The sequence below is a fragment of the Actinomyces stomatis genome, assembly GCF_031292835.1.
GTDB lineage: Bacteria > Actinomycetota > Actinomycetes > Actinomycetales > Actinomycetaceae > Actinomyces > Actinomyces stomatis.
The window spans coordinates 1-6,827 of the sequence record NZ_JASPEP010000043.1 but is presented as its reverse complement, the minus strand read 5'-3'; the positions used below and the strand labels follow the sequence as shown (position 1 = coordinate 6,827).

At 73.3% G+C, this 6,827-nt stretch carries 6 protein-coding genes; 5 read left to right on the top strand and 1 reads right to left on the bottom strand.

The window, feature by feature from the left end:
* Positions 1–412 precede the first annotated feature (412 nt).
* From RIV12_RS12875 to RIV12_RS12860, 4 genes are all read left to right on the top strand, one after another.
* Positions 413–1,351: a hypothetical protein gene (locus RIV12_RS12875; RefSeq protein WP_309324393.1), complete on the top strand. Its 939-nt coding sequence runs from the start codon at positions 413–415 to the stop codon at positions 1,349–1,351.
* A gap of 93 nt (positions 1,352–1,444) precedes the next feature.
* Positions 1,445–4,285: a hypothetical protein gene (locus RIV12_RS12870; RefSeq protein ID WP_309324391.1), complete on the top strand. Its 2,841-nt coding sequence runs from the start codon at positions 1,445–1,447 to the stop codon at positions 4,283–4,285.
* Between the two features lie 52 nt (positions 4,286–4,337).
* Positions 4,338–5,060, top strand: a complete 723-nt coding sequence (locus RIV12_RS12865; RefSeq protein ID WP_309324395.1) for an AzlC family ABC transporter permease — start codon at positions 4,338–4,340, stop codon at positions 5,058–5,060.
* Positions 5,060–5,383: a branched-chain amino acid transporter permease gene (locus RIV12_RS12860; RefSeq protein ID WP_309324389.1), complete on the top strand. Its 324-nt coding sequence runs from the start codon at positions 5,060–5,062 to the stop codon at positions 5,381–5,383. The genes RIV12_RS12865 and RIV12_RS12860 overlap by 1 nt, the downstream gene beginning before the upstream one ends.
* Here the strand turns inward: RIV12_RS12860 and RIV12_RS12855 are convergent.
* Positions 5,364–6,158: a TMEM175 family protein gene (locus RIV12_RS12855; RefSeq protein ID WP_309324387.1), complete on the bottom strand. Its 795-nt coding sequence runs from the start codon at positions 6,156–6,158 to the stop codon at positions 5,364–5,366. The genes RIV12_RS12860 and RIV12_RS12855 overlap by 20 nt on opposite strands.
* A 248-nt stretch (positions 6,159–6,406) precedes the next feature.
* Between RIV12_RS12855 and RIV12_RS12850 the strand changes: the two genes are divergently transcribed.
* The coding region (locus tag RIV12_RS12850; RefSeq protein ID WP_309324385.1) for an alpha/beta fold hydrolase at positions 6,407–6,827 on the top strand (421 nt) is incomplete at its 3' end.

Below are 6,827 nucleotides of genomic sequence, written 5' to 3'. Positions count from 1 at the left end.
CTCACGCCACCGGCGCCGCAGGGCCTCGTTCCAGCGCAGCTCGGAGCAGGCCTCACGCACCGCCGCCTCGGCGGCGCGCACCCGCTCATCGGCGGCCACGACTCTGAGCGCCTCCAACGCAGGATCCCCGGACGGAGGCGCTCCACCGGGAGACGCCCCGGCTGACGCACGCCCGTCGGCCCCACCAGTATTCGACCTTTCGGTCGACACGCCGGACCGGCTCACCGCACCCTGCGCCGTGGGCCTCCTCGGTCCCCCTGCCGCCGACGGCCCGATCCCCACAGACATTCGCACCACGCCCCCACTGTGGCACACCGGGGACACCGGCAGCCACAGGCACCGTCAGAAGCCCTACGGCCCCTCTCCTCGACGAAGTCCGCACGAGGCGGGTGCACCCCCTAGACTCGATCAAGTGAGTGACTCCCCCTCCCATCACGCCCCGGGCTCCGGCCCGCCGCCCGCGACCCCTGGCGCATCGGGCCGGCCACCGCGCAGTCGCCGACCCGACTACGTGCTCACCGCCGTCGTCGGAGTCATCTTCGCCCTGGGCGCCTCCACCCTTCTGGGCCTGGCCACCGACCCGCCCTCGACGCTGCGCACCGGCCTGCTGCTCGGCGCGCTCCTGCTGTTCTCCTCGGCCGCCGCCGTCCTGTTCGCCAGCCGCTCCTCGCTGGGCGCGCTCGCCACCGGGCTGACCGCGCTGACCGCCCAGTCGATGGTCTTCCTGGCCCCCATTCACGCGGCCTCCTTGACCGAGCCCTGGCTGCAGCGGCTCGTCAGCACCGGTTTCATGCTCGTCCTGGCGGGCCTGTGGCTGGGCGGCTCCTGGGGGATGCGCCTGGCCCGCCGCGCCGGCCACGCCCAGGGGCACGCCGCCTTCCGTCTGACCCAGGCCGACCGGACCGTGGGCTCCACCCCGACGCCACCGCCCTCACGCCGGCGCGCTCATCTCCTGTCCCTGCCCTGGGTCATCGCCGGGCTTGCGCTCGCGGCCCTTCTGCTGCCCCGCGCCTACCTGCGAGCAGTCGCCCCCGGTGTCCAGACCGGTCCGCTGCTGCTCGCAGCCGTGCTCGTCTCCCTCCTGGCCCTGGCCGCGGCCGGTGCCTCGACGGCCCGCTCCACCCTCGGTGCGCGCGTCACCGGCCCGGTTCTCATTCTTGCGGCGGTGCCCGCGCTCAGTAACGGTATGATCCCTGGCGGCCATCTGGTCTCCAGGGTCCTGCCGTACGGCCCGGACGCCGTCGTGCTCGCCGCCATCGGCATCGAGCTCATGGCGATCGGCTGGGGAGCACATGTGGCTCGCCGTCAGGGTCGTGCGAACGCGCTGGCCAGGCTGCGCTCCGGCGTCTGAGGGTCCCATACCCGACTCCATGTCCTGGGGACGACCGGCCCCTTCCGGCATCCCCATCCCTACTACTACCGTGTGCATGCGTAAGGAGACCTCGTGAGCACCGACAACACAGATCGCACCGCACCGCAGGCACCCGTCCCCTCCGAGGACGTCGCCCCATCCTCCCCGACGGCGTCGACACCCACCGCACGGGCAATGGCCACGGACCCCCGCCCGGGAGAGGCGACGGTCACCAAGGCTGATGAGGCCCTCGTCCCAGCCTCCCTCAAGGACCTCGCCGGCAAGGCCACCCAGGTCTCCCCGGCCGCCTCCAGCGAGTCTCAGGCAACGGTGGCTGCGGAGGGTGAGGTGGTTCCGGTCAGCACCTCCATCGACGCCGATGACACCGATACGGCCGATGATGCGGCCATGGACAAGACTGAGGAGGAGGAGACTGCGGCCGCGGACGACAAGGACGACACCCTGAACCTCCGCGAGCAGGCGTCCTTCCCCGGTGCTGCCGGGAGCCAGGCCGCCGAGGCCGTCAGGAGCGCTGCCGTGGGCGCCACGAGCGCTGTCACGAGCGCAGCCCGGGTGGTCGCCGACACGGCCACTGACGCATCCGATGACGCAGCCGAGAAGACCGGCGGCGCCCTCCCGGCCGACCGCCCTGCCCAGGCCCCGTTGCGCCCCGCCGCCCCCTCCCCCCACCCGGTGGCAGCTCAGGCGGCGCCAACGCCGTCTGAGTCCTTCACCCCTGACGACGCCGCCGTCGCGGAGACAGTCGTCGGGACCGCTGCGGCCGATGGCATGCCGCCGTCGATTCCTCCGTCCTCAGGGCCTGGTGAGGTGGAGGAGGAGCCGGTGCAGGTCGCCGCGGAGGCCACGACGCCCACGGCTCCCGAGCCCGCCCGGGCCGAGGAGCATCGGACGGCTGCCGTCACGGCCACAACGGCCACCACACCGGCCGCAGCACCCATCAGCTCCGCCGTCTCCGCCCCGCAGGCGCCGTCGCCCGCGCCGGTGGACGACGAGGAGGAGACGCCGGCCGAGACAGTCAGCAGCGAGCCGGTCGTCCGGACGACCGCCGCATCCGCCACGGTGCCGACGGCGGCCGCGGCAGCGGGCGCACAGGGACACGCGCCCGTGGCCGACACCGCCGAGGACTCCGTGGAATCGGAGGATCTGACCGAGGCCGAGGACCTCGACTCCCCCGAGGCGGAGGCCGACCTCACTCCCACGACCCCGGCCATCCCCACCCCCGAGTCCGGCTCCCCTGCCGTGAGGGCGGTGCCCGTCTCCGTGACCACCGGTGCCGCCCGAGTCTCGGACGGGGCCGCGGGCGCCTCCGCCCAGACCCCCTCCGCTGCAACCGACGCAACGGATGCCGCAGTGGGCGAGGACGACACTGACGACACTGACACCAGCATCGACGACGAGCTCGTCGAGGAAGCCGGTGAGGTTGACGAGGCCGATCAGGAGGCCGAGGACGACTTCGAGGAGACTGCGCAGCCGGCAGCCGTCCCGACGCCGGCCTCCGCAGCCCCCGCCGCGCAGACCTGGACGCCGACTCCGCGGGCCTCCGGCTCTCAGACGCCTGCCGGCGCACCCGACGTCGATGATGTTGATGACGCTGGTGACGGCTTCGCACTGCTCAGCGAGGCCACCACCGCCTCGGCGGCCTTCGCGGCGTCCTCAGCACACTCAGCACCTTCGGCGGGCGCAGCGACACCGGCCACCCCGTCGGCGGGCTCACCGGAGCTCACATCCTCGCCCCGGCCCGAGGCCGAGCCAGCGGCGCCGGCCTCATCGCCGTCAGCGGCCTCGGCGCCATCGGTGACCTCATCGCCGTCACCGACCGAGCCGGAGGCCACGGCGCCGGTGAACGCTGCGACGGACAACCGCCCCTCGGCCCCGTCCTGGCCGGCGACCCCCGCGGCTCAGCTGGCCCGGACGGGCTCTGCCGCAAGCGCCCCCTCAACGCGTTCAACCGAGTCGACGCCCTCCGTCCGCCCCGCGTTCCCCGCCGGAGCCTCGACCTCCGCCCCCACAACGGAGGGGATGGGAGGGGCGGCCCGGGTCGCCTCGTCCCCGTACACCGGGCTCTCCGGCTACCGCCCCGAGGCGCCCGCCAACACGCCGACCCCCGCCCCGGCGGAGACGACGGCGCAGCCCGAGTGGGCGCCGTCGACGCCGTCAACCCAGTCAGCTCCCACCGCCACGAGTGCCAGGGACTACCGCCCGACGCCGGCGGGCTCGCCGTCGGCCCCCTCACCGCAGCAGACGCCCGCCTGGCCCTCAGCAGCCCCCACCGCCCGGGGACTGTCCGCGAGCGCCGATGCCGGGGAGAGCGACGACCCGGAGGAGCGCGGCCGTTCGCGGGCCCGGCAGGCCGCCCTGGCCATGACCGGCGCCGGTGAGGACGACGACTCCATCCTCCTCAGGGGCGCCAGCGTGCTGAGCGCCCCGAGCTCGCGCGCCGAGACCCACTGGGCCGGGGTGCTCGTCGCCATCGTCCTGTTCCCCCTGGCCTGGTTCCTCGTGCACGACGGCGCCGCCACCCTGACCGGCGGCAACCCCTCGGCCTGGCCGTCGGCCGCCTCCCCGATGGGCGCGCTGGAGATCCTGGGCGGGACCGCGGCCTGCGCCGCCGCCCTGTTCATGATCTCGCGCTCCTCACTGGGGGCCTTCGTCGTCGGCGCCATCAGTGCGGTCATTGGCCTGCCCTTCGTCCTCATGCCGGGGGTCACCAAGTCGATCCTCGGGTCCACGGTCGAACGGCTTCAGGCCCACTCCGACCTGGGGAGGGCCCTGTCCACCTATGTCATGGACGACGGCCTCTCCGGTCGTTTCATCCTCATGGGCGTGCTCACGATCATGGTCGCCGTCGTCGCCCACCTGGCGCGCCGGGCCGGACAGCGCAACCGCGACGACGACCGCGGCCTGCGTGACTGAGCCCGACGCCGCCCCGCCGACCGCCGGGACGGGTGCGCCGTCGGTTCGGCGGATGCAGACCCTCGCCGATGCGGCCCGTGATGCGGTCCCCATCGTCGTCGGATACGTGACGCTGGGGCTGGCGGCCGGGATGCTGCTGGTCGCCGAGGGCCTGGCCTGGTGGTGGGCGCCGGTGTGGAGCCTGGTCATCTACTCCGGGACCATGCAGATGCTGCTGGTGCCGCTGGCCGGTGGCGGCGAGCCGCTGGCCGCCATCGCCCTGTCCACCGGTTTCGTCTCGGGCCGGCACGTCTTCTACGGACTGGGCTTCCCCCTGGAGCGGGTGCGGGGCAGGGCACTCACCCGCCTCTACGCCGTCCACGCGATCACCGATGAGGTCTACGCGCTGCTGGCGGCGCGCGACCGACGGGCCATGAGCGGGCGCTACCTGGTGGGTGTGGAGGCGATCAGCCACACCGCCTGGATGGTGGGCACAACCGTCGGGGCACTGGCCGGAACGGCGCTGGCCTCCGCGGTGGGTGAGCGCATCGAGCTGCTCGGTTTCGTGCTCACGTCGCTGTTCGTGGTCCTGGCCATCGAGAACTGGCGCAACCACCCCGATATCGGGGTGCTGTGCGTGGGGCTGGTGGCCGGCGGCATCGGCCTGGCCATGGGTGGTTCGGCGGCGCTGCTGACCGCGCTGGTGACGCTCGCCGTCGGGCTGGTGGGCCTGTACGCCTGGCGCGCTCGCCGGCCCGGGGAGCCCGGGCCGCAGTCGCGGCGGAGAGCCGGCTGATGCTCACCAACCCGCAGGTCGCGGTCGCCGTCGCGGTCGTCGCCATCATCACCTTCGTGTGCCGGATCGTGCCCTTCGTGCTGCTGCGCGGACGCCAGGACAGTGCGCTGCTGGCCTTCCTGTCCCGGGCGATGCCGCTGGGGGTCATGATCGTCCTGGTGGCCTACACGCTGGGCGGAGTGAGCCTGTCGCCGTCGAGCTGGCTGCCGGCTGCCGGCGGGATCGGGGCGACGGCGGGCCTGCACCTGTGGCGGCGCTCCATCGGCCTGTCACTCATCGGCGGCACCGGCGTGTACGTCGCCCTCAGCCTCCTGCTGGGCTGACCCGCCGCGGGCGGTGGCCGACCATGTAGAAGACGATGAGGGCCACGTAGGTGACCACGCTCAGCCAGGCGCTGACCAGCCCCAGCAGTGCGGCCAGCGCGTACAGCCACGGCCCCATCGCGAAGCGCCGGGTCATGGACCGTACCTCCGCCTGCGTCACCTCCGGTCGCAGGCGGCTCCGGTCCCGGATGGACGCGCGCCACAGGGCGTTGAAGAACATCCCGCCGACCACCATGACCGCCCCGTAGAAGACGGCGCCTGTGCGTTCGTCGTGCCCGGACTCCAGGGACCGGGTGAGCACCGAGGTGGCGAAGGGCAGGAAGGCGACGTCGAGCAGGAGGAAGAGGTTGCAGATGAGCATCCACTGGTCGACGCTGCGCACTCGCACGAAGATGGCGTGATGGTTGAGCCAGACCTGCCCCACCAGGAGGAAGCTGAGCACGAAGCCCACGTAGCCGGGCCACAGGGAGGCCAGGGAGCGCAGGAGGCTCCCGCCGCCGTCGGGCAGCTTGATCTCCAGGCTCAGCAGGGTGATCGCGATGGCGATGACCCCGTCGCTGAAGGCCTCCAGGCGCCCGGGTGAGACGGGCGCCGACTCACTCTCCCCTGCTGCGCCGTCGGCCCCGGCGGCGGGCTCCGCCTGGCGAGCCGAGTCGATACCGGTGTCTGTGGCCGCAACATCGGCATTCGCACGACCAGAGGTGTCGGCGCCGACGTCGTCGGTGGGATCGTCGGTCGGGCCATCACGCGAGTCATGGTGGCAATGGGTGGTCATGCCTTCTCCTTTCTTCGCGGCTGGGGACATTCTGCGCCGGTGGGGACATTCCTGCACTGCCGGGGACGTTCGACGCCGTCGGGGACGGGATTCCTGTCCCCGACCGCGCGCCGTGTCCCCGAATGGAACGGAACGCACCTGACCGCGTGGAATGTCCCCGCCGGGCCCCGCGGACAGCGCAAGGCGCCCCTCGGACGGTGCAAGTCGCCCCGCAGGCAGTGCCGGGCGCCGACCAGTAGGCTGCGAGCGTGCCTGTTGACGTCAATCGCCCCGGCCCCTGGACCCACCGCAACCTCACCGCCCGCGGTACCCGTTTCCATGTTGCGCTGGCGGGTCCTGAGGCCCCGGCCGGCACCGGGCCCCTCACCCTCCTGGTGCACGGCTTCCCCGAGTGCTGGTGGACCTGGCGCCATGTCATCCCCGCCCTGGCACAGGCCGGGCACCGCGTGGCGGCCCTCGACCTGCGCGGCTTCGGTGGATCGGACCGACCGCCGTCGGGCTATGACCTGGTGACGCTCGCCCAGGACCTGGCCGCCGTGGTCCGGTCACTGGGGCACGAGCGGGCCGTGGTCGTGGGCGCGGGGCTCGGCGGCCAGGTCGCCTGGGCGCTGCCTCACGTGGCCCCGGACCTGACGACGGCGATCGTCCCGGTCGGCGCTCCCCACCCGC

Coding starts and splice junctions, on each gene's coding strand:
- RIV12_RS12855 (WP_309324387.1), bottom strand. CDS start 6,158: ATGACCACCCATTGCCACCATGACTCGCGTGATGGCCCGACCGACGAT.
- RIV12_RS12865 (WP_309324395.1), top strand. CDS start 4,338: ATGCAGACCCTCGCCGATGCGGCCCGTGATGCGGTCCCCATCGTCGTC.
- RIV12_RS12860 (WP_309324389.1), top strand. CDS start 5,060: ATGCTCACCAACCCGCAGGTCGCGGTCGCCGTCGCGGTCGTCGCCATC.